Annotated in this window: 18 protein-coding genes and 2 tRNA genes; 13 read left to right on the top strand and 7 right to left on the bottom strand. The window is 64.5% G+C overall.

The window, feature by feature from the left end:
* Positions 1 to 22: 22 nt before the first annotated feature.
* The 3 genes from VF769_RS03745 to VF769_RS03735 form a co-directional block, all read right to left on the bottom strand.
* Positions 23 to 1,150: an acyltransferase gene (locus VF769_RS03745; RefSeq protein ID WP_331007027.1), complete on the bottom strand. Its 1,128-nt coding sequence runs from the start codon at positions 1,148 to 1,150 to the stop codon at positions 23 to 25.
* Between the two features lie 173 nt (positions 1,151 to 1,323).
* A tRNA-Asn gene (locus tag VF769_RS03740) sits at positions 1,324 to 1,398 on the bottom strand.
* A 286-nt stretch (positions 1,399 to 1,684) separates the two neighbouring features.
* Positions 1,685 to 1,758: transfer RNA gene (locus VF769_RS03735), tRNA-Cys, on the bottom strand.
* Positions 1,759 to 1,834: 76 nt separating this feature from the next.
* Here VF769_RS03735 and VF769_RS03730 point away from each other — a divergent pair.
* The 5 genes from VF769_RS03730 to VF769_RS03710 all read left to right on the top strand — a co-directional run bounded on the left by VF769_RS03730 (position 1,835) and on the right by VF769_RS03710 (position 7,794).
* Positions 1,835 to 2,551 carry an extensin family protein gene (locus VF769_RS03730; protein WP_331007026.1) on the top strand — a complete coding sequence of 239 codons (717 nt, stop codon included), beginning with the start codon at positions 1,835 to 1,837 and terminating at the stop codon, positions 2,549 to 2,551.
* A gap of 73 nt (positions 2,552 to 2,624) precedes the next feature.
* The gene (locus VF769_RS03725; protein WP_331007025.1) at positions 2,625 to 3,275 is read left to right on the top strand and encodes a protein-L-isoaspartate O-methyltransferase; all 651 of its coding nucleotides are present in this window, start codon (positions 2,625 to 2,627) and stop codon (positions 3,273 to 3,275) included.
* A 202-nt stretch (positions 3,276 to 3,477) separates the two neighbouring features.
* Complete coding sequence (locus VF769_RS03720; RefSeq protein ID WP_331007024.1) at positions 3,478 to 3,993, top strand: DUF2497 domain-containing protein; 516 nt, start codon at positions 3,478 to 3,480, stop codon at positions 3,991 to 3,993.
* Positions 3,994 to 4,111: 118 nt separating this feature from the next.
* A complete protein-coding gene (locus VF769_RS03715; RefSeq protein ID WP_331007023.1) occupies positions 4,112 to 6,841 on the top strand; it encodes a valine--tRNA ligase in 2,730 nt (909 codons plus the stop codon).
* Entirely contained in the window at positions 6,841 to 7,794 is a 954-nt protein-coding gene (locus VF769_RS03710; protein ID WP_331007022.1) for an NAD-dependent epimerase/dehydratase family protein, read from the top strand. The genes VF769_RS03715 and VF769_RS03710 overlap by 1 nt, the downstream gene beginning before the upstream one ends.
* Here VF769_RS03710 and VF769_RS03705 read toward each other — a convergent pair.
* The gene (locus tag VF769_RS03705; RefSeq protein WP_331007021.1) at positions 7,791 to 9,347 is read right to left on the bottom strand and encodes a carboxylesterase/lipase family protein; all 1,557 of its coding nucleotides are present in this window, start codon (positions 9,345 to 9,347) and stop codon (positions 7,791 to 7,793) included. The genes VF769_RS03710 and VF769_RS03705 overlap by 4 nt on opposite strands.
* Before the next feature lie 83 nt (positions 9,348 to 9,430).
* Between VF769_RS03705 and VF769_RS03700 the strand changes: the two genes are divergently transcribed.
* Positions 9,431 to 10,408: a DUF3137 domain-containing protein gene (locus tag VF769_RS03700; protein WP_331007020.1), complete on the top strand. Its 978-nt coding sequence runs from the start codon at positions 9,431 to 9,433 to the stop codon at positions 10,406 to 10,408.
* 10 nt (positions 10,409 to 10,418) lie between these two features.
* Positions 10,419 to 11,039, top strand: coding sequence for a LysE family translocator (locus VF769_RS03695; RefSeq protein ID WP_331007019.1), 621 nt, complete (start codon positions 10,419 to 10,421; stop codon positions 11,037 to 11,039).
* On the opposite strand, the gene VF769_RS03690 is transcribed toward VF769_RS03695, so the two are convergent.
* Positions 11,040 to 12,032, bottom strand: coding sequence for a hypothetical protein (locus tag VF769_RS03690; RefSeq protein WP_331007018.1), 993 nt, complete (start codon positions 12,030 to 12,032; stop codon positions 11,040 to 11,042).
* Positions 12,029 to 13,072 (bottom strand): GTP-binding protein, encoded by a 1,044-nt coding sequence (locus tag VF769_RS03685; protein WP_331007017.1) that lies wholly within the window; start codon positions 13,070 to 13,072, stop codon positions 12,029 to 12,031. The genes VF769_RS03690 and VF769_RS03685 overlap by 4 nt, the downstream gene beginning before the upstream one ends.
* Positions 13,073 to 13,142: 70 nt before the next feature.
* On the opposite strand from VF769_RS03685, the gene VF769_RS03680 reads away from it, so the two are divergent.
* Positions 13,143 to 15,110, top strand: coding sequence for an AsmA family protein (locus tag VF769_RS03680; protein WP_331007016.1), 1,968 nt, complete (start codon positions 13,143 to 13,145; stop codon positions 15,108 to 15,110).
* A 5-nt stretch (positions 15,111 to 15,115) separates the two neighbouring features.
* On the opposite strand, the gene VF769_RS03675 is transcribed toward VF769_RS03680, so the two are convergent.
* On the bottom strand, positions 15,116 to 17,218 hold the full coding sequence (locus VF769_RS03675; RefSeq protein WP_331007015.1) for a prolyl oligopeptidase family serine peptidase: 2,103 nt from the start codon (positions 17,216 to 17,218) through the stop codon (positions 15,116 to 15,118).
* A 135-nt stretch (positions 17,219 to 17,353) separates the two neighbouring features.
* On the opposite strand from VF769_RS03675, the gene dapF reads away from it, so the two are divergent.
* From dapF to VF769_RS03650, 5 genes are read left to right on the top strand one after another with little or no spacing between them, the layout of a single operon-like run.
* Positions 17,354 to 18,169 carry a diaminopimelate epimerase gene (gene dapF, locus VF769_RS03670; protein WP_331007014.1) on the top strand — a complete coding sequence of 272 codons (816 nt, stop codon included), beginning with the start codon at positions 17,354 to 17,356 and terminating at the stop codon, positions 18,167 to 18,169.
* Positions 18,166 to 18,591 (top strand): hypothetical protein, encoded by a 426-nt coding sequence (locus VF769_RS03665; RefSeq protein WP_331007013.1) that lies wholly within the window; start codon positions 18,166 to 18,168, stop codon positions 18,589 to 18,591. The genes dapF and VF769_RS03665 overlap by 4 nt, the downstream gene beginning before the upstream one ends.
* Positions 18,592 to 18,888 (top strand): hypothetical protein, encoded by a 297-nt coding sequence (locus VF769_RS03660; protein WP_331007012.1) that lies wholly within the window; start codon positions 18,592 to 18,594, stop codon positions 18,886 to 18,888. It abuts the gene before it with no gap.
* Positions 18,885 to 19,685: a VOC family protein gene (locus VF769_RS03655; RefSeq protein WP_331007011.1), complete on the top strand. Its 801-nt coding sequence runs from the start codon at positions 18,885 to 18,887 to the stop codon at positions 19,683 to 19,685. Before VF769_RS03660 ends, VF769_RS03655 begins: the two co-directional genes overlap by 4 nt.
* A 47-nt stretch (positions 19,686 to 19,732) precedes the next feature.
* The gene (locus VF769_RS03650; RefSeq protein ID WP_331007010.1) at positions 19,733 to 20,698 is read left to right on the top strand and encodes a hypothetical protein; all 966 of its coding nucleotides are present in this window, start codon (positions 19,733 to 19,735) and stop codon (positions 20,696 to 20,698) included.
* Positions 20,699 to 20,704 lie beyond the last annotated feature (6 nt).

Raw genomic sequence — 20,704 nt, 5'->3', positions numbered from 1 at the left:
CCGCGCCGCGCCGCAAGCGTACTTACGCGCTTTGGCGTGAGGCGGCGCGGTCAGTCGCTTCGCCCGCCATGCGGCCGCCGCTGAGGATTTGCGCCGCGCCGGGTGCGACGTGCGCCAGGGTGTTGCCGAGCAGGATCGTGCCGCCCAGCACAAGGAATGGCTGCGCAACCAGGAAGATCGGATAGAGCGGCGAGCCGAGCGGGCCGGTGACCAAACCAATCAGCGGGCCGAACAGCCAAATCATGATCATGTGCGCGCAGAACAGCAGAAACATGTAGGGCTCGAGCGACTTGACGAATGTCGCGATCTTCGACTCCGTGATCGCCCAGGCGACGCGCCAGAAGAACGCCGCGGCGGCCACGCGCAACAGAATGTCTGCGCCAGCGTGCGCTTCGCGTGGCAGCGGGCCTGCGCCGAACATCACCCAGGCCTTCAGACAGCCGACGGCGACAAACAGCGTGGCGAGCAGCGACATCGGTTTGGCGGCGACGGTTTCGGCCAGATCGCTGCGGCGCGCCAGCATGCCGATCAACAGAAACACCAGGATCGATGGACGCAGCAGCAAGATGAATTTGAACTCGGTGATGCTCCACATCAGCGCAATCGCCAGAATGCCGAACAGGACCGGCGAGGGCATCCGCGCCAGGAACGGCACGAACAGCATGCACACAAACAAGTCGCGCAGAAATGGCATCTGCACGTTGATGTCGCTGGGTTCGGTGAGAATGAACAATTCCTGCAGCGTCCACTGCCAATGCGTGGGCGCGGGCGCCGCAAGCAGGCCGGCGAAGGCGAGGCCGCCGACAATCGCAATCGCCAAGCCGTTCCAGAGCAGCATCGGCGTCAGCACCGTGCGCGCCTTGTTGGCGACGAAGCTTCCCCAATTTTGATTGAGCGCCGAACTCGCCGCGAGCCAGCCGGCGACGATGCTGAGCAATGGCACGGCGCTGCGGCCGAGAAATTCCATCAGCTGCCAACGCAGCACGCCCTGGGCGGTGTGCGCGGCTTCCACCAGATGGGCGTAGTTCAAGCCCGTCCAGGCGTGGGCATAGACCATGCCGGTGATGCACAGGACGCGCGCCACGGCGATCGCGTCCGACACTTGCCGCGTCGGCCGCCGCAGCGTCGAGGGTGAGTCCGTGCTGGTCATGGCATCCCGTCGGCGCACACTTGGCGGTTCCCGGGCCCGCGCTCAATCAGATTAACGGCATAGCGCGTAAGCGTCGCAGCGCATGCCCTTCGCTTGGGCAAAACAAAACCCCGCCGGCCGTCGCCTGCGGGGTTCAGAAACCAACCAACACTAGAAAGATGCGAAAAGGAGAATGGCTCCCCGGGTAGGATTCGAACCTACGACCAATCGATTAACAGTCGATTGCTCTACCGCTGAGCTACCGAGGATCATTCTCTGCCGCGAACCCCTGGCCCGCGAAGGCGCGCTTCCTACCAAGTTCGGGTGCGGGGGGAAAGCCCCGTGTGGAGTTGAATTTTCACGCCCGCAGCCACGCCCTAAAGGAAAACGAGGGCCCCTTGCGGGGCCCTCGAAGGCGTTGGGTATGGTGGGGTGTCTCCAAGGGAAGACAAGGTGAATATCCCCCTAACCGGTAAAGGAAGCATTAATGGCGAACGCCGCGTTCACCAATCTCGCCAAAGTCTTGCTTTGTAGGGAAATTTATTTGCAGGGGCGTGGAGGCCTCGGCCGGAATCGAACCGGCGTACACGGATTTGCAGTCCGCTGCGTGGCCACTCCGCCACGAGGCCCATCACGGCGCAGCCGCATTAGGGCGGTTGTCCTAGGCGCGTCCGGTGGAATCGGTCAAGGCGGACGCACCCTCCCATGCGTATATTTGGTCTGATCCCGCCGCCTTCCAAGGAGGAGCACCAGCGCGCCCGCATCTGGGCGGCGGGGGCTCTGGCCGTGCTCGCGCTGCTTATGCTGCTGCTGCTGATCGGCTCGCCGCCGCCGGAAGAGGCGGATTTGATGCCGCCGGCGCTGCGCACGGCGCAGATCACTGCGTTTCAGGACGATGTCGCGGCCTGTCGCGCGGCGCTGGAGGGCGCCGGCTTCGAGACCGTGCGCCTGCCGGACCGCGAAGAGGGCCGCTGCGGCTATGAGGATGCGGTCGCGCTGACCCAATCCGTGCACGCCTATTCGCAGCCCGTGACCACCACGTGCGCCGTCGCCGCCGCGCTTGTGCTTTGGGAGCGGGATGTCGTGTCGCCGGCGGCGCAGCGGCGGTTCGGCCAGGCGGTCACTCGGATCGAACTGGCCGGCTCATCCTATTCTTGCCGCCCCATTGCCGGGCGTCGTGATGGCCGCCTGAGCGAGCACGCCAGCGCCAACGCGGTGGATATCGGCGGTTTCGTCCTGGCCGACGGGCGGCGGGTCGCAGTGGCGGCCGGTTGGCGCGGGTCGTCGGCGGAGCGGGGGTTCCTACGCGATGTCCGCGACGGGGCCTGCGATTACTTTCAGGCCGTGCTCTCTCCCGATTACAACCGCGCCCACCGCGACCATCTGCATTTCGACCTCGGTCGGGACGATATGTGCCGTTAGACGCGCCCGCGTCACCCGCGCCGCTTGCGGTTCGCGGCGCGGCGGCTTAACCGGGCGGATAAGGAGCAGATTCATGGATTTCGCGCGCGCCCGCGACATGATGGTCGAAAGCCAAGTTCGCACGGCGGACGTGACGGACCCGCGCATCGCGCACGCGATGCGGACGCTGCCGCGCGAGCGTTTCGTGCCGGCGCAGAAGCGGGCGATCGCCTATGGCGACCTGGAAGTCGAAATTGCCCCGGGCCGTTTCCTGCTGCGTCCGCGCGACCTGGCGAAGCTGCTGCAAGCGCTCGCGCCCCAATCGCATGAGCGCGCCCTGGAAGTCGCCGGTGCAACGGGGTATGGCGCGGCGGTGTTGGCGACGCTCTGCAAAGAGGTCGTGGCGCACGACATCAACCCTGATCTCTCCTTCAGCGCCCGCGCGACGCTTGAATCATGCGGTCTCACCAATGCAAAGGCCGTCACGACCGCGGCCGCCGAAGGCTGGCGTGATGATGGGCCGTACGATGTGATTCTGTTGAACGGCGCGGCCGAAATCGTCCCGGATGCGTGGCTTGAGCAATTGGCGCCGGGCGGCCGCTTGGGCGTAATCGTGCGCCAGGGCGCCGCTGGTTCGGCGCGAATCTACACCCGCGCCGACGATGCCGTGGCCTATCGCACCGCGTTTGACGCCGCGCCGCCGGTGGTCGCCGGTCTGCAAAAGCCCGCCGTTTTCACGCTCTAACGTTAGTTTGCGTTAGCCAAGCGAAACGAGCGGGAATTAACGTCCTCTTATTTTATCGGGCGCCACGCTGCGCGTGCTTTCACGCGGTCGATTCTTGTCCGCATGCGCGCACCTTTGCGTACGTGCTTTGATGGACGGGAATCAATCGCATCAATAACGTGTCGGCGAGTCACGCGACTCGATTGAACTCACGAGGCAGGAAATGGCGCTGCAGGATCCGCAAGCCGAACCTTCAATGGAAGAAATTCTGGCGTCGATTCGCCGGATCATCTCCGAAGAAGAACAGGCGCCCGCGCCGGAAGCTGTGCTCGATCTGACGGAATCGGAAGCGCCCGCGCCTGCGCCGGCTCCACTGGCCGCCGCCGCGCCGCCGCCGGCCGCCAGTGAAGACGATATCGTCTTTGATGAAGAGCCCGCGTCGGCGCCGGCTTTTGAAGCCGCGGCTCCGGCTGCCCCGGTTTATACGCCCCCGCCCAGCGTGGACGTCGCGGGCGTCGACACCATCCTCTCGCCGCCCACCGCCAGCGCGGCCGCCGGCGCCATGGCGCGCTTGGCTGGCACGTTGCGGATCTCGGATGCGCCGAACCAGACCATCGAAGGCGTGGTGCGCGAATTGCTGAAGCCCATGCTGAAGGAATGGCTCGATAAGAACCTGCCGGCGATCGTGGAATCGCGGGTCGAGGCCGAGCTGGAACGGATCGCGCGCTTGGCGCGGTAGGCTCTCCAGCCTTTGAGATTTGAGGACGCCCCGGCCCTGGTCGGGGCGTTTTCTTTTGCGCGTCCGGGGTGAAGCGGCCCTCTCGCATTGCAGCATCGGGGCCTGCTATAGCCTCCCGATGATCGAGACGACGTTTAATCCGAAGGAAGTCGAGCCGCGCTGGAGCGAGGCTTGGGAGAAATCCGGCGCCTATAAGCCCAAGGACGACCCGAACGCCGAGGCGTTCTGCATCGTCATCCCACCGCCCAACGTGACAGGCTCCCTTCATATCGGCCACGCGCTCAACAACACGCTGCAGGACGTGCTCTGCCGCTTCGAGCGCCTGCGCGGCAAGAACGTGCTCTGGCAGCCCGGCATGGATCACGCCGGCATCGCCACGCAGATGGTGGTCGAGCGCCAGCTCGCGCAAGCCGGCAAGAACGAAGATCGCCGCTCGCTCGGCCGTGAAGAGTTTCTGAAGCGCGTGTGGTCGTGGAAGGAAGAATCCGGCGGGATGATCTTCCAGCAGCTGCGCCGCTTGGGCGCCTCGTGCGATTGGTCGCGCGAGCGCTTCACGATGGACGAAGGCTTGTCGGCCGCGGTGCTGAAAGTGTTCGTGCAGCTCTACAAGGAGGGCCTCATCTACAAGGACAAGCGCCTTGTGAATTGGGACCCGCACTTTGAAACGGCGATCTCCGATCTCGAAGTCGAGAACAAGGAAGTCGCCGGCCATTTCTGGCACTTCAAATACCCGCTGGAAAACGGCGAGACCTATCAATTCCCGATCGCCTACGACGAAGAAGGCAATCCGACGGAATGGGAAACGCGCGATTACATCGCCATCGCTACGACGCGCCCTGAAACGATGCTGGGCGACGGCGCCGTGGCCGTGCATCCAAGCGACAAGCGTTATGCACCGATCGTCGGCAAGCGCGTGCTGTTGCCGCTCGCGGATCGCTACATCCCGATCATCGCCGACGAATACCCCGATCCGGACTTCGGCTCAGGCGCGGTGAAGATCACCGGCGCACACGATTTCAACGATTACAAAGTCGCGCGCGCACACAACCTGCCCATGTATATCCTGATGGATACGAAGGGCCGCATGGCCGACGCTGCGCACGTGCCGGCGAAATATCGCGGCCTTGATCGCTTTGAAGCGCGTAAACAAGTCGTTGCCGACATCGAAGCGCTGGGTTTGCTCGCCGGCGTTGAGAACAAAAAGATCATGCAGCCGTTTGGCGACCGCTCCGGCGTCGTCATCGAGCCGATGCTGACCGACCAATGGTACGTGAACGCGGGCGAGCTGGCGAAGGACGCGATCGCGGCGGTCGAAGACGGCCGCACCAAGTTCGTGCCGGAGGCGTGGACGAAAACGTACTACCAATGGATGCGCAACATTGAGCCGTGGTGCGTGTCGCGGCAGCTCTGGTGGGGCCACCGCATTCCGGCGTGGTACGGGCCAGATGGCCACGTGTTCGTCGAACTGAGCGAGGCCGAAGCGAAAGCCGCCGCGAAGAAGCATTACGGCAAAGAGGCGGAGCTGCGCCAAGACGAAGACGTGCTCGACACGTGGTTCTCGTCCGGCCTGTGGCCGTTCTCGACGCTCGGCTGGCCGGAGAAGACGAAGGAGCTTGATCGCTTCTATCCGACCTCCACGCTCGTCACCGCGCACGACATCATCTTCTTCTGGGTCGCGCGCATGATGATGCTGGGCATGCACTTCATGAAGGAAGTCCCCTTCCACGAAGTCTATATCCACGCCCTGGTCCGCGACGCGAAGGGCCAGAAGATGTCCAAGTCCAAGGGCAACACGATGGACCCCTTGGACCTGATCGATAAATACGGCGCCGATGCGCTGCGCTTCACGCTGGCGGCGATGGCGGCGCAGGGGCGCGACATCAAGCTCAGCGAACAGCGCATCGAAGGCTATCGCAATTTCGGCACCAAGCTCTGGAACGCCGCCCGCTTTGCGCAAATGAACGAATGCGCGGTGTGGGATAGTTACGATCCACGTTCGCCGCAGCAAATCGTCAACAAATGGATCATCGGCGAAACCGCGAAAGCGGCGGCGGCGGTGACGCGCGAATTGGAGGCGCGGCGCTTCAACGAAGCGGCGGGCGCGCTCTATAAATTCGTCTGGAACGTCTATTGCGATTGGTATCTCGAATTCATCAAGCCGTTGTTGAACGGTGAAGACGAAGCCGCCAAGCTTGAGACGCGCCGCACCGCCGCCTGGGTGCTCGATCAAATCCTGATCCTGCTCCACCCGTTCATGCCTTTCATCACCGAAGAGATTTGGACCCGCATGGGCGAATATGGCCACAAGCGCGAGCGCATGTTGATCTCGGAGACCTGGCCGCGCCTGGGCAACGATCTGATCGACGCGGCCGCCGAAGCCGAGATCGATTGGATGGTGCGCCTGATCGAAGAGACGCGCTCCACCCGCTCCGAACTTAATGTGCCCGCCGGCGCCAAGATTCCATTGCTGCTGATCGGCGCCGATGCGGCCACCGAGGCGCGGCTGGAGCGTTACCAAGATCTGATCGATCGCATGGCGCGGCTCGAATATTCGACCAGCGCCAAGGACGCGCCGAAAGGCTCGGTGACGTTCGTGCTCGATGGCGCGACGGTGGCGTTGCCGCTGGAAGGCGTGGTCGATCTGCCGGCGGAATCCGCGCGCTTGGCGAAGGAGATCGGCAAGCTCGAGGCGGAAATCGGCAAGATGGACGCGAAGCTCAACAACGCCGAATTCATCAAGAAGGCGCCGGAAGAGGTGGTCGAGGAATTGCGCGAACGGCGTGAGGACGCGACGACAACGGCCGCGAAACTCGCACATGCCCTGAAGCAGATTGGTGGAGCCGGCTAATGCGCATCTTCGTCACCGGCGCGTCAGGTTTTGTCGGCGGGGCGGCGACGCAGAAACTTGTGGCGGCGGGGCATGATGTCCGCGCCATGTCGCGCTCGGAAAAGTCCGATGCAAAGATCGCCGCGCTCGGCGGCAAGCCGGTGCGCTGCGATCTGGAAGACGTAACAGCCGCTAATATCGGCGACGCAGAGGCCGTGATCCATTGCGCCGCGTTCGTGGAGCAATGGGGCCCGCGCGACGCCTGGAAGCGCTTCAATGTCGATGGCACGGCGCGCATGCTGGCGGCGGCGCGCGAAGCGGGCGTGAAGCGCTTCATCCATATCGGTACGGAAGCGGGGCTCTTCCACGGCCAGCATCTGCGTAGCGTTGACGAGACCTATCCGCTCGCGCCGCACTCGCCATACCCATATTCTTCCACCAAAGCGCAAGCCGAGCAGCTGGTGCGCGCGGCCAACGCGCCTGGATTTGAAGCCATCGTGCTCCGTCCGCGTTTCATCTGGGGGCCGGGCGACACGACTCTGCTGCCGACTATCGTCGCGATGGCAAAGGCCGGCCAATTCATGTGGATCAATGGCGGCGGCGCCATGACCTCCACCACCCACATCGCCAATCTCGTGCACGCGATCGACCTCGCGCTCACCAAGGGCCGGCCCGGCGAAGCCTATTTCATCCTCGATGACGGCGTCCGCCCGATGCGCGAGATGATGAGCGGCATGGCCGCCGCGCGCGGCGTGTCGCTCGCGGATAAATCCGTGCCCGGCTGGGTCGCCGACGCGATCGGCGCGACCTGCGAAACGCTCTGGCGCACGTTTCCGATGAAGGGTGAGCCGCCGCTGACGCGCTTCAGCGCCATGATCATGTCGCGCGACGCGATCCTGAAGGACGACAAGGCGCGCGCCGAGATGGGTTATGCGCCGGTGATCAGCGTCGAAGAGGGATTGCGGACGCTTTAAGTTCCCGGCTGCACGTACGGGATCGCCGAGAAAAACTCCCGCTCCCACTGGCGCGGATCGTTTTCCATGCGCGTCTCGGTATCGAACACCATCGTCTCGCGCGCCGGCAGCGTATGCGGCGCCCAGCGCGGGATCGTCGCGCAATTCGGATCGGCCGTCCGCGCGAAGGCGATAAACGCATCCATCATCCGCGTCGAAATGTGCTCGCCCGCTTCCGTGCGCTCGCCAATGAAGCTGGACGCTTCCAGATTGCCGAACACCAACGGAATATCCAGCGTGTGTGGCGCGCGGAAAATCCCGCCCTCGCGAGGGCTACGCCAATCCAGTTGATACACATAGGCCGGCGCGCCCGCGCGGGCGCGTTCTTCCGCCTCGATCACTTGACCACGCCACGAACGCGCAGCGGTGGAAGCGGCGAAATACACCTCGCTCGGCGTCCAATCTGGAAAGCGTTGGCGATAGGCGGCGACAACGTGCGCGGGGTCCGTATCGATGCGCATCTGCGTCACCAACGCCGGGGCCACTTGCGCCCAAGTGAAATTAAAGGGCGCGCGATCCTGGCCCGTAAAGCCGCGCGTCTCGTCACGCGTGTTGCCGAGCATCATTGGGATGTGCAGCGATTGCGGCGCGGCGTCGGGATAGAACGGGTGGCGGTGCAAATGCACGAAATCGAGCACCGGCCCAAAATAGAGCCCGCTATTGTCCAGGATCGGATCGCGCGCGCTTTGCGCTTCGACCAAACGCTGCGCGGGTAGTGTCCGCAATTGCTCCACATCGCCGCGCGCCAGGCCAAGCGCTTCCATGAACGTTAGCGTGCGCTTCTCGGCATTCAACGGGCCGGACGCCGTTACTTGTTGCCCGCTCATGGTTGCCGCGCGGTGAAACAGGCCAGCCGCCGCCGGCTGCGCCATCATGGTCGCGATCTTCGCGCCGCCGCCGGATTGGCCGAACACCATCACGCAATCCGGATCGCCGCCGAATTCCGCGATGTTTTCCTGCACCCAACGCAGCGCCAGCATGATGTCGAGTTGGCCGGCATTGCCGCTGTCGGGGAAATCGCCAAGCCGCGCGAGCGAGAGATAGCCGAAGGCGTTCAGGCGGTGATTGATCGTCACCACGACAACGTCGCCGCGTTGCGCGAGCCGTGCGCCGTTATAAAGCGGGTGCGAGCCGGAGCCGGACGAATAGGCGCCGCCATGAATGTAAAACATCACCGGCCGCCGCGCGTTGTCGCGCAAGCCCCGCGTCCAAATATTGAGGAAGAGACAATCCTCGCTCTGCGCCTCGTCATCGCCACGCTGCGGGCAAGCGGGGCCATACGCCAGCGCGTCGCGCACACCGGACCAACGCCGCGGAGCGACCGGCGCCTGAAAACGGCGCGGGGCGGTGTCCGCGCCATAGCGTACGCCTTTGAACACATGAACGCCGTTCATCGTCGCGCCACGCACGCGGCCGTGCTGGGTGCGGGCGATCGGCGTGGCTTGCGCGAACGCCGGAACTGGGGTTGCGGCGGCGAGCGAGGCGGCCAGGAGGGCGCGGCGGTCAATCTGCATGGGCCAAGACTTACGCAAGAGGAAACCGGTGGCAATAGGCGCGCGACGCAGGGCAGGCTAGGAATGTCTCACGGGGAATCGCCGTGGACGCGCAGCCGCAACTCATCGACCTCGCTCGATTGGACGACGCGACCTTCGACCGACTCTACAAAGAACGGATCGAGCCGTGTTTCGTCGCAAACGAGGCCGATCGCGTGGAGGCGGTGGCGACATTCAAGAAGTGGATGTGGATCACGGTCGGGTTGGCGGCGGCGGCCGCAATAGCGCTCGTCTTGTCCACCCAGCAAATGGTGCACGGCCTCATGCTCGCGCTCGCCGTGCTCGTCGTCGGCGGCGTGTTGGCTTACCAGCCGCTCGCGAAAGTCGGGCAGACCTTAAAGCGGCAATATTGCGCCGCGATCGCTGAAGCGATGGGCGCGTCCTTCTCTTTGAGCGGTTTCAGCCCGCCGGCGTTTCCGCGCCTCCAGCAATTGCAGCTCGTGCCGAGCTTCGCGCGCTCCAAGTTCGAGGATTGGTTTCACGGCAATTACAAGGATTGCTCCTTCGATCTCTACGAGGCGCATCTCGAACAACGCTCCACCGACAGCAAGGGCCGCACGCGCTACACCACGGTGTTTCGCGGCCAGCTGATCCGCATGCATTTCCCGATCGAATTTCTGGGCGTCACCATCGTGCGGCGCGACGCTGGCGTGTTCAACGTGTTCGGCGGCGGCAAGGCGGATGGGCGCCAATTGGAGCGGGTGCGGCTCGTCGCCTCTGAGTTTGAGAAGGCGTTTGAGGTGTGGAGCACGGATCAAGTCGAGGCGCGCTATTTGCTGCATCCGGTGATGATGGAACGGCTGATCGCGCTCGAGACGGCGCTGCACGGCAAGCGCATTCGCTGCGCCTTCGAGAATGGCGATCTGCTCGTCGCCGTGGAGGGCGGCAATCTGTTTGAACCGGGCGATCTGTTTAAGCCCTTGGTCGATCCCTCCCGCGCGCGCCGCATCGTTGACGAGATCGCGAGCGTGGTGAAGGTGATGGATCAGGTGCTGACGGCGCAGAATACGCGACCGCGCTGAGATGCCCCCATTGCCGGTCGAGCCAAGCGTCATACTGCCGTTCCTGCTGGCCGTGAGCCTGATCGAACTCACGCCGGGTCCAAACATGGGCTACCTCGCCGCGCTGTCCGCGAGCGAGGGTCGCATCGCTGGATTCAAGGCCGTGCTGGGAGTCACGGTCGGTCTCGCCTTCTACATGTTGCTCGCCGTATTCGGCATCGCCGAACTGATCGCGGCGGCGCCGATCGTCTATGGCGCGCTGCGTTGGGCGGGCGTGCTCTATCTGCTCTACCTCGCGTGGGAAGCGTGGCGCGGCGCCAGTGATGCATCGCCCGCCCACACGCGCGTCGTGGATCACAAACCCTTCTGGCGCGGGCTGATCGCCAACGTGCTGAACCCGAAGGCCGCGGTGTTCTACGTGACCTTGTTGCCGGGCTTCATCGCCGACGGTCGCGGCGCGTTTTGGCTGCAGGCGCTGATCTTGGGCTCGGCCCATTTGCTCATCGCCCTTCTCGTGCATGGACTGATCGTGCTCGGCGCGGCGCGGGCGGGCCAGCTCATCGCCGCAACATCGCACGCGCCGGCCCTGCGCCGCGCGCTCGCGCTCAGCATTGCTTTGATCGCTGTTTGGCTTGCCTGGGAGACGCGCTGATCAGACGTCCACGATGGCGCCGCGTCCGGCGTCGTCGCCAATGGCGATCCGCTTGCCGTCGGCGCTCCAGGCCAGCGCACTGACGGCGCCTTCGCCGGGCTCATCGAGTTCCATGCCCATGCTGTCGGCGAAGCGGACAACGAGCGCTGCGCCATCGGCATATCCAATCGCCAACACTTCTTCGGTCGGATGGAACGCCACCGCCGTCACCAGCGCCTCGCGCTCCCCGGGCTGAAGCGGCGGCTTGCCTTGCGGCCCCAGCTTGCCGACGAACGGCCACACGATCGCGGCGTTCGCGCCTGACGTGGCGAGCCAACGCCCACGCCTGTCCCACGAGAACGAGCGCGTCTTCGACGGATAGCCGTCCATGCGCAAATCGGTCTTTTCCGGTAGTCGCCACCCGTGCAGCGCGTTTTCCTGCATCCCGGTGATCACGTAAGCGGCGTCCGGCGAAATGGTGATGGCCAGATGCGAGCCCTGCCAATTCAGCGCCACGCCCTTGTCGGTGGGCGTCAGCACGTAACGCAGGGTCGCGCCGCCATAATGGCTCGCGGCCAAGCGCCGGCCCTTGGCGTCGAGCGCCAAGCCGCCGAGGTTGGTGGGATATGCAAAGCGATGCGTTTCCGTGTCGGCTTGGAAAACGATGGCTTCCTTGCCGACGCCCGCAACGATCAGATTGGTCGCCGCACTTGTGACGACGTGATCGACCCATCTGCGCGCTTCTGCGAGCGTCAGCACCTCGCCGCCCGGCGCAATGGTTTTCAATCGTCCATCATCGCCGCCGGTGACGATGCGCTTGCCATCCGGATGCAGCGCCGCACTGAGGATCACGCCGTCATGCGCATCAATGCGGCGAGTGTCACCCGTGCGCGGCGCGATGAGCACTTGGCCGTCGCTCAGCGCAAACAGCGCCTCGTCGCCGATCCAATGTACTGAAGTGGCCCCAGCGCCTAAAGCCAGACGACGGCCGGTCTCGTAAACTTGCGCGGTCACGCTGCGCAGGCCGCGAAAGCGGTTTCGAGTTCGGCGCGGTCGAGATTGCGGCCGATGAACACGAGACGCGACACGCGCTTTTCATCCGCGCGCCAATCGCGCTGCGTGTCGCCTTCAATGATCATGTGCACGCCTTGCACCACGAAGCGCTTCGGTTCGTCCGGGAAGGCGAAAATGCCTTTGAGGCGCAGAATGTCAGGCCCACGCTGCTGGGTGATGTCGTTCAGCCATGGCAGCAGCTTTTGCGGGTCGATCAGCTTGTCGGTCGACAGTGAAACGCTGGCGATGCCGGAGGCGGCGACGTGGTCGTGCTCATCGTGGTGATGATGGTGGTGATCGTGGCCATGATGGTCGTGATCATGGTCGTGATGCGCGCAGGCCTCGTCGCAATCGTGATCGGGCAGGAAGTGCGGATCGATCTCGGTCACGCGATCGAGGTCAAACGCGCCAACGTCCAAAATTTTGTCGAGCGCGATGTCGCCGCGGTTCATGCGGTGGATGCGGGCGGTGGCGTTCACCGCGCGAACCTGGCGCTCCACAGCGGCGAGTTCTTCTGGTGAAGCCAAATCGGTCTTGTTCAGCAGGATCACGTCCGCGAACGCGATCTGCTCGGCCGCTTCCTCTTGGTTCGCGAGCTGGCCGGCGACGTGCTTCGCATCGACAACCGTCACGATCGCATCGAGCTTTGTCTTCGCGCGTACGTCCGCGTCCACGAAAAACGTCTGCGCCACGGGCGCGGGCTTCGCGAGGCCGGTGGTCTCCACCAGGATCGCGTCGAAGCGGCCTTTGCGCTTCATCAAACCTTCAATGATGCGGATCAGGTCGCCGCGCACCGTGCAGCAGACGCAGCCATTGTTCATCTCGAACACTTCTTCGTCGGCGTCGACGATCAGGTCGTTGTCGATGCCGATCTCGCCGAACTCATTGACGATGACGGCGTATTTCTTGCCGTGCGGCTCGGTCAGGATGCGGTTCAACAGGGTGGTTTTGCCCGCGCCCAGGAAGCCTGTGAGCACGGTGACGGGAACGGGTTGGGTCATGGCCCCTAGATAGCTATTCCGGCCCCGAGCGCTAGCGGCTAGGCTGCGGCCAAAGGTGGGGAGAGCCGGCATGAGCTGGAAGCGGTGGGTTCTGCTGATCGGTGGCGGCCTCGTTGCCGCCGCGCTCATCGGGGCGGGCGCCCTGGCCTATTTGATCCTGCGCCTGGACGTCCGGGCCGAGGTCGAGCGGGCGGTGGAAAACGGAACCGGCCGCGACCTCACCATCGCGGGCGACGTCGGCGTCAGCTTCTGGCCGGTGCTGGGCTTGCGGGCCGAGCAGGCGACCTTGGCCAATGTCGAGGGAGGACGCGCGCCCGCCTTCGTCACCGCCGAGGAGATCGACATCGGCGTCGAATTGCGCCCGCTCCTGGATCGCCAAGTCGTGGTGCGCCGGCTGGTGCTGCAGCGCCCAAACATCGCCTTCGAAGTGAACGCCGAGGGGCGCCCGAATTGGATCCTCAGGCCGCGTCAGCCAGAAGGCCAAACACCCACACCCACGCCGCCGCCAACGACAACGCCGTCCGAGCCCAACGTCGACGTTGGCCGCACCCGCCTGCGCGAAGTGCGCATCGTCGATGGTGAGGCCAGCTTTTTCGATGCGCGCCGCGGCGTCGGCTGGGTCGTCGGTGATGTCGATTTGACAACGGCGCTCAATGGCTTGGATGAGCCGATGAACGTGGCCGGTTCGATCCGGTACGCCGATCGCCCGGTCGAACTCACGATCGACATGCGTCGCCCCAGCGCGATGCTGCGCGGTGAGCGCATGCCGCTCAGTATCGATGTGCAGAGCGAATTGCTGAACATGCATTTCGAAGGCCAGACGCTCGCCGTCTCCGGCGAACTGGCCGGCCTTGTGCGCGCCTCGGGCCCGAGCTTGCGCCAGCTCGCCGCCTGGGGCGGCTCACCCATCCAGGGCGGCGTCGGGCTTGAGGCCTTCGCCGTAGCAGGCCGCCTCGAAATCAGCGGCGGGCGCTACGCGTTCTCCAACGCCGGCTTCGCGCTCGATCTCATCCGCGGCCGCGGCGATTTCGTGCTCTCTTCGCTGCGCAACAAGCCGTATCTCAGCGGCCGTCTCGAACTCTTCGATTTCGATCTCAACCCGTATCTCTCCGGCCAAGCGCCGCCGGCGGCGCCCGTGGCGCAAGCAGAAATCGCCGCCGCCATGCCTGACGCCGTGCAGAGCGCGCCGGACGCGCAAATCGCCGCCGTCGAGGCCGCGCCACGCGCGCTCGACGTGCAGGCGGAGGCGAGCGAGACGCCGATCGATTGGGCCGGTCTGCGCATCTTCAACGCCGATCTCGAACTGGTGACGCACGCCGTGCTGTTCCAGCACATGCGCCTCGACAGCACGCGGCTGAACCTTGTGCTCAATGACGGATACTTGGCCGCGACGCTGCACAATATGACGCTTTACGGCGGTTCGGGCCGCGGCCGCTTTGAGATCGATGCACGTCAACCGAGCGCCCGCATCGTCCAGGACCTCGCTTTCACCGGCCTCGACGCCCAACGCTTCTTGAGCGACGCTATCAATTTCGCAGGCATCGAAGGCCGCGCGGAGCTGAGCCTGAATCTCGTCGCCCAGGGGCTCACGCAAAGCGAGCTCATCGCCAGTGTGGATGGCCGTACGCATTTGGAAGTCGTGTCCGGCGTGCTGCACGGCGTCGACCTCGGCGGCGTCGCCACCACGATCCGCAACGCGCTGCGCGGCGAGCTGATCGCGCCGGAAGCACGCACGCCGTTTCAAGGCTTCTCCGGCACCTTCTCCATCGCCGATGGCGTACTCGCGTCTGACAATCTGAGTTTCAACACCGAGGATTTGCGTATCCCCGGCATCGGCGTCATCGACCTGCCTCAGCGCCGGCTCGACGTGCGTCTTGCGCCGCGTTCGCCGCGGGGCGGCATCGTCTTCCCGTTCTCGGTGCGCGGGCCGTTCAATCAATTCGCCTATAACAGCGACATCAACGACCGCGCCCAACGCGAAATCCTCGCCCGCGTGCGCGCGACGCAGGCAGCGTCGCGCGCCGCGGCCGCGAACTGAGTCCGTCAGTCCATCAGCCGCTGCATCAGGTAAGTGTATTCAAGCGCCCGACGGCGCGCGGCTTCATTGAGATTTGCCGCCGCCGAATGGCCGCCGTCGATATTCTCGAAATAGAGCACCGGCATGCCGAGCTCCATCATCCGCGCCACATATTTCCGCGCATGGCCCGGATGGACGCGGTCGTCCTTGGTGGAGGTCACCACGAACGGAACCGGGAAATCATCGCGTGCGCGCAGATTCTGGTACGGCGTGATGGTCTCCAGGAACGCGCGCTCCTCCGGATTCGAGGGCGAGCCGTACTCATCGACCCAGGAGGCGCCCGCCAACAATTGGTCGTAGCGCAACATATCCAGCAGCGGCACTTGCACGACGGCCGCATTGATCATTTCCGGATGCTGATTGAGCATCACGCCCATCAGCAAGCCGCCGTTGGAGCCGCCCATGATGCCGAGCCGCCGCGGGCTGGTGATGCGGCGCTCCACCAGATCGCGCTCAACCGCGTAGAAATCGTCATAGATCACTTGGCGATTGGTGCGCAGGCCCGCTTGGTGCCAGGCCGGCCCGAACTCGCCGCCGCCGCGGATATTGGCGATCACATAGACGCCGCCGCGATCGAGCCAGAGCTTGCCGAGATTGGGCGAATAGCCCGGCGTCATCGACACCTGGAACCCGCCATAGGCATAGAGCAGGGTCGGGTTCTCGCCATTGAACGCCATGTCGCGGCGGCGCAACACGAAATACGGCACGCGTGTGCCATCGGCGCTCAAGGCTTCGAATTGCTCGGTCACGTAGGGCGAAGCATCGAACTGCGCCGGCAGGGCGCGAATGGCGCGCGCGCGCGTGGCGTTTTGTTCAAGCGCGTAGAGCGTGTCGGGCGTCAGGAAATCCTCGAACACCGCGAACGCCGCGCTGTCGGTTGGCGAGGAGCCGGCCATCGTCACCGAGCCATTCTCCGGCAGAGCGATCGTGGTCGTCGCCCATTGACCGCCCGCGCGCGCAATGCGCAACAAGCGGCCACGTACGTTTTCATAGCCCGCCACGAGGATCGCATCGCGCGTGATCGAGACGCCTTCGATGGATTGGCGCGCATTCGGCGCGAACAGCACCGTCGCCTGCGGCGTCGCGCTGCCGCTTTCGCTTAGCGGATAGGCGATCAGGGCGCCTTGCGGATGGCCAAGCCATGCCTCCTGCAGCGTCGCGATCAGATAGCCTTGATAGAGCCCCTGGATCGAGGATTTCTCAGGCAAGCTGATGCGCTGTGGCGCGGCGCCGTCGATGCGCCAATTGACCGATTCAAAGAACGTATTGGCTTCGATGGCGATGGGAACGCGACGGCCGTCCGTGTCCTGATACACGCCCGCGAAAAGGCCGACGTCGCTCGCTTGACCGCGAATGACTTCCGTCGCGCTCTCAAGCGGCGTCCCTCGCGTCCAGCGCTTCAACACGAACGGATAGCCGCTTTCCGTCATCGTGCTGGCGCCATTCTCTTGGCCCCAATCGGTGGCGACAAGCAGCGTATTCTGGTCGAGCCAAGCCACGCCGGATTTTGCTTCCGGCACCACAAACCCGTTCGCGACGAAGCTGCGCGTCGCCAGATCATATTCGCGATAGGTCGAGGCGTCCTTGCCGCCATCGGAGAGAGACACCATGCAACGTGTTGTGCCCTCCAGGCAGTCGATGCCCTTGAACACCCAATTGGCGTTTTCGGCCGCGGCGATTGCGTCGATATCGAGCACAATTTCCCAGACCGGATTGCCGCTGCTGAATTGCGCGATCGGCGTACGGCGATAAATGCCGCGCACGTGCGTCTCGTCCTGCCAGAAATTGTAATAATAGCCCTCATGAATGCCTCCGGTCGGGAGGCGGTCACGGCTATTGGCCAACGCGATCGCATCGGCATGGAGAGACGCAAAGCGCGGATCGCGTTCAAGCTGCGCCAAAGAGCGCGCATTCTGTTCGCGCACCCAAGTCAAAGCGCGTTCGCCTTCGACCTCTTCAAGCCAAAGGTAGGGGTCTTCCGTCATCAATGCAGAGCCTGTGGTTGGTGTTGTGGCGCATGAGGCCAGGATCAGAGCGCCGAATCCGGCGGCGAGTGCGGCTAAGCGCATATAGGGTCCCCTAATCAATTGAGCGGGCAAACAAGCAGATCGCCGCCCCCGGGGGCAAGGGCGGTTCGTCGCAACCGCTTCGCTTCGTCGGAGAGCCGTAGCGCGGAACCACAAAGCCCCCTACATTTGAAGGCGATGCGCTATTTCAAGATGAACGGCTGCGGCAACGATTTCGTCATCATCGACGCCCGCTCACGCGGCGCGTTGCCGCTGAGCCATGCGCAGGCCCGCGCCATCGCGGACCGCGAGCGGGGCGTGGGCTGCGATCAGGTCATTGCGCTCGAGCGCTCGATTCGCGGGGACGCTTTCATGCGCATCTGGAACGCCGACGGCGGTGAGGTCGACGCCTGCGGCAACGCCACGCGCTGCGTCGCGTGGCTGCTCATGGAGGAAGGCGGGGCCGCCTCGCGTCGGATCGAAACCCCGGCAGGCATGCTCTACGCCGAGCGAGCCGGCGAGCGTGTGATCACGGTCGATATGGGCTCGCCCTTGCTGCGCTGGGAGGAAATCCCACTCGCGCGCGCCATGCCGACGGATCGCATGGATTATGCGGTGGAGGGTTTCGAGGCGCCGGGCGCCGTGAACATGGGCAATCCGCACGTTGTGTTTTTCGTCGACGACGTCTCGGCTGTGCCGATCGAAACGCTTGGGCCGCGCATCGAGCACGATCCGCTCTTTCCCAAGCAGGTTAATGTCGGCTTCGCCGAGGTGCGTGCGCCGACGCAAATCCGCTTGCGCGTGTGGGAGCGCGGCGCCGGGCTCACCAAGGCCTGCGGCACAGGCGCCTGCGCGGCCGTGGTCGCCGCGCATCGTCAGGGGCGGACGGAGCGTAAGGTTGAAGTCTTGGTGGACGGAGGTTCACTTGAGATTGAATGGCGCGCGGGCGACGACCGGGTATTGATGACGGGTCCGGTCGAGCTAGAGGCCACGGGGGAGCTGCCTGCCGCATGAAACGTCTGCTCGCCTGCCTCGCACTTTCCGCCTGCGCCACCACGCAAGCGTCCCCGCCGCCCGAACGCGTCGCAGGGTGCTGGATCGCACGCACCGGCACGGCCAGCACGACGACCATGCGCTGGCTGCCAGATCGCGAACGGCCCGGCGTGTTGCGCGGTGACAAGCTTGAATACCGCGCCTCGGGCGATCCTATCTCAACCCGTTACACGCTTGAGCCCAACGAGAGCGGTCACGCGCTCTGCGCGCTGGATAACGCTAATCACGCGACCGCCTGTTGGGTGGTTGCGCAAGGCGAGGACGGTTCGCTCGAAGGCGGTCGCGCCTTCATCGACGCCTATGCTGACCGCTTGCGCATCAGCATCGTCGGCGACGGCGCCGAACGCACCATCTTCCAGGGCCGCCGCGACGGCTGCGATTGAATGAGTCTCGGCCAGACTCTTCTCGTCGCAGGCATCATCTGGACGCTGGCGCTGCTTGCTCTGGCCGCCATGCGCTTCTTTAAATTGGCGCCACCGATCGAGGGCGCGTGGCCCTGGCGACTGTGGATTGCGATCTCCAGCCCATTCGCCGCGGCTTTGCTGCCGCTTCATGCGTTCTGGTTTGCCGTTGTCGTGACGCGGAGTGATTTTGCTTTGCTTGGCGCGCTGATCCTTGGCCCGTTGCTGCTATTGAGTGTCGCGGGCCTATTCGGGCTCATGAAGGGAATGCCAAAGTGATCAGCGGCTTCGATCACGTGGTGATCGCGGTGCGCGATCTGGAAGCGGGCGCTGCGGCGTATGAAACCCTGCTTGGTCGGTCGATTGGACGACGCGTCTCTCGCGACGGCATCGATGCGGCGCTGATCGGGCTCGACAACATCTCAGTGGAACTCATCGCGCCGGGCGCGGACGGTGCGGGCGCCGACCGATTGCGCGTGGCGCTGGAGGACGGCGAAGGTCTCAAGAGCATCGTCTTCGCCGCGCGCGACCTGCCGTCGTTGCATCGCCGCGCCGAGCGGGTGGGATTGGCGCCGGAAGCAATCACGCAACGCGAGGATTACGACGTGTTTCGCTTCTCGACGGAACGCACGCACGGCGTCCGCTTGATGGCGCAAGAACGTCGCGCGCCGACGCAGCGCTCGCACGAGGCCGGGGCGGGCGTCAGCGGCATTGATCATATCGTCGTGCGTACGCCTGACGCTGAACGCGCCGCCGCGCTCTATGGCGCGCGGCTCGGGCTCGACATGCGGCTCGATCGAGAAATCGCCGGCCGTCGCTTGATGTTTTTTCGCTGCGGCGACGCGATCATGGAAATTGTCCAGGACTCCAGCATTGACAATGGCCGCGACAATGTCTGGGGCCTGTCTTGGCGTGTCGCCAACGCCGAGCTTGCACGCGCTCGGCTCGCTGCAGCCGGCCTCGACGTTTCTGAGGTGCGCACCGGCCTTAAGCCTGGAACCCGTGTCTTCACTGTGCGCGACGGCACGTGCGGCGTACCCACACTCATGATCGAACCCAGCTCAAAACGCGATTGATCCTGTCACGTTTGCTTGCGATGCTCGCGCAAACGGAGGGGACCGTCATGTCAGACCGGCAAGCGCTGAACGCGACATTTTTTGCTTTTCGCAAGCGCGAGAAGAGCGGGGTTTTGCTCCAGGCCGCCTTGGGCTTTGTGATCCTCGCGATCGTGTTGATCGCGGCCTTTATCGGCGCGATCTACGGCGTGACCGGCGGCGCCGCTTTTAGCCAAGCGGCGATGGCTGGGCAGACCGACCCCGATGCGATCGCCCAGATGATGTCGCCGGCGGCGTTGGGCGGCGTTATGCTGATCTATCTCGTTTTCCTGTTCGCCTTTTTCGTGCTGACAGCGGCGTTCGAGGCGGCGTGCCTGCGTTGGCTGATCCGCGGCGAATCCGGCGGCGGCTTTCTCGGCCTCCAACTCGGCGCCGACACTTGGCGCGTCTATGGCGTCTATTGGGTCTGGTTGATCGCGTTTGTCATCGGCACGATTGTGTTCGCGCTGCTGCTGGCGTTGCTTACGGGCGCGCTCGGCGCCGTACTCGGTGCGGATTCGCCCTTCATGCTGATCCCGCTGCTGATCGCCTTCATTGTGCCGATCTATATCAGCGTGCGCTTGGCGCCGGCGGCCGCAACCTCGGTGGCCGAGCGCAAATTCGCCTTTTTCGACGCCTGGAAAGTGTCGCGCGAGCGCTTCTGGGCGCTGTTCGGCGCGTTCCTGCTGCTCTGGCTCATCTACACGGTGGCCGTCTCGATCGTGATCGGCATGTGGATGGGCGCGACCATGGTGAACGTCATGACCGACGCCATGAACCGCGGCGCAGGCGACCCAGCCCAGGCCGCCGAAGCCATCAACGCCGCCGTGCTCAACGCCATGAGCACGCCGACCGGCCTCATCTCCTATGTTGTCATGCAGATCGCCTCCATGGCGCTCGCGGTCACGTTCTACATCGCCATGTATGGCGTGAACGCGCGCGCCGCCGCGGTCGCACTCGAAGAGGCCAAGATCGAACAACAGCCGGCGAGCTGACCGCCG

The organism is Vitreimonas sp. (genome assembly GCF_036392335.1).
Taxonomy (GTDB): Bacteria; Pseudomonadota; Alphaproteobacteria; order Caulobacterales; family Aquidulcibacteraceae; genus Vitreimonas.
The sequence above is the reverse complement of the archived record's forward strand: the minus strand, read 5'-3'. Positions and strand labels throughout refer to the sequence as shown.

Coding starts and splice junctions, on each gene's coding strand:
- VF769_RS03685 (WP_331007017.1), bottom strand. CDS start 13,072: ATGACCCAACCCGTTCCCGTCACCGTGCTCACAGGCTTCCTGGGCGCG.
- VF769_RS03710 (WP_331007022.1), top strand. CDS start 6,841: ATGCGCATCTTCGTCACCGGCGCGTCAGGTTTTGTCGGCGGGGCGGCG.
- VF769_RS03660 (WP_331007012.1), top strand. CDS start 18,592: ATGAGTCTCGGCCAGACTCTTCTCGTCGCAGGCATCATCTGGACGCTG.
- VF769_RS03745 (WP_331007027.1), bottom strand. CDS start 1,150: ATGACCAGCACGGACTCACCCTCGACGCTGCGGCGGCCGACGCGGCAA.
- VF769_RS03720 (WP_331007024.1), top strand. CDS start 3,478: ATGGCGCTGCAGGATCCGCAAGCCGAACCTTCAATGGAAGAAATTCTG.
- VF769_RS03665 (WP_331007013.1), top strand. CDS start 18,166: ATGAAACGTCTGCTCGCCTGCCTCGCACTTTCCGCCTGCGCCACCACG.
- dapF (WP_331007014.1), top strand. CDS start 17,354: ATGCGCTATTTCAAGATGAACGGCTGCGGCAACGATTTCGTCATCATC.
- VF769_RS03725 (WP_331007025.1), top strand. CDS start 2,625: ATGGATTTCGCGCGCGCCCGCGACATGATGGTCGAAAGCCAAGTTCGC.
- VF769_RS03730 (WP_331007026.1), top strand. CDS start 1,835: ATGCGTATATTTGGTCTGATCCCGCCGCCTTCCAAGGAGGAGCACCAG.
- VF769_RS03715 (WP_331007023.1), top strand. CDS start 4,112: ATGATCGAGACGACGTTTAATCCGAAGGAAGTCGAGCCGCGCTGGAGC.
- VF769_RS03680 (WP_331007016.1), top strand. CDS start 13,143: ATGAGCTGGAAGCGGTGGGTTCTGCTGATCGGTGGCGGCCTCGTTGCC.
- VF769_RS03705 (WP_331007021.1), bottom strand. CDS start 9,347: ATGCAGATTGACCGCCGCGCCCTCCTGGCCGCCTCGCTCGCCGCCGCA.
- VF769_RS03675 (WP_331007015.1), bottom strand. CDS start 17,218: ATGCGCTTAGCCGCACTCGCCGCCGGATTCGGCGCTCTGATCCTGGCC.
- VF769_RS03650 (WP_331007010.1), top strand. CDS start 19,733: ATGTCAGACCGGCAAGCGCTGAACGCGACATTTTTTGCTTTTCGCAAG.